3 pseudogenes are annotated in these 937 nt (G+C 59.2%); 1 reads left to right on the plus strand and 2 read right to left on the minus strand.

The annotated features are described in order from the left end of the window. Positions 1–184, plus strand: a pseudogene (locus AC07FD_RS32315) (hypothetical protein); the annotation flags it as partial. Positions 185–205: 21 nt separating this feature from the next. Here the strand turns inward: AC07FD_RS32315 and AC07FD_RS32320 are convergent. Both AC07FD_RS32320 and AC07FD_RS32325 read right to left on the minus strand, forming a co-directional pair. Then, a pseudogene (locus AC07FD_RS32320) lies at positions 206–635 on the minus strand (transposase); the annotation flags it as partial. A gap of 47 nt (positions 636–682) precedes the next feature. Next, positions 683–937: pseudogene (locus AC07FD_RS32325) on the minus strand (IS5/IS1182 family transposase); the annotation flags it as partial.

Below are 937 nucleotides of genomic sequence, written 5' to 3' on the forward strand. Positions count from 1 at the left end.
AAACCGCCAAGCCGGACAACCAGTTCCACGCAACATTGTACAGCGGATCGTTGAGCGGACCTTCGCATGGCTGGGTAGGTGCCGTAGGCTGGCCAAGGACTTCGAGCGATCCATCGAATCCGCACAGGCCTGGGTCCTCATCGCAAACATCCGCATGCTTACCCGACGGCTCGCAAGGGCCTGAAAACACGGCGGTCATTCCGATTCAGGCACTAAGCATGCGGATATGGGCAATGGTTATCCATGCTTCTGCGGAAGCGATGGATTTCTCGAAGTCCTTGGCCAACCTGCGGCGTCGGCCCAGCCATGCGAAGGTGCAGGATTTCAAAGCCCTTGGCCTTGTCGGAACGCTTGATGATTTCGAGCGTCCATTTCCCGATTTTCTGCAGCCGCCTTTTTGGCTTGTCGCCCACGTAGCCGCCGTCGGCGAAGACATGAAGGAGCCACGGCCAGCGGCTGCGGATGGATTTCAGGAGATCGGGAGCACCGTGGCGATCCTGGATATCGGCCCTGTGCACCATGAGGCCGACCATCAGCCCGAGGGTATCGACGATGATGTGACGCTTGCGTCCTTTGATCTTCTTGCCAGCGTCAAAGCCCCGGCTACCGCCGCTTTCAGTCGTTTTGAGGCGTTGGTGCATGAATCTGGACTTTAGCGGATGCCGGTCTTTAATTGGGATTTCTATGCGGTCGCTTCATTGTGGCGGACGGAGTTCGGGCGTGCGCATTCGAGCATCCGGTTGAGGACGGCGCACCCAATGGCGACTTCCGTCTGCTGAGCGTGAAACGACCGGGCCCGCAGGCGCTGTCCGATGAGGGCCTTGTATCGCCCGATCGCTGTCTCGACCAGTGCCCGCTTGCCGTAGCCGGTGGTGCCTTGCCATTTCATCCGGCCGTCGTTGTGTATTGCGGTGATATGATCGTTCCTTTGGCCGGG

Source organism: Mesorhizobium waitakense (assembly GCF_056431085.1).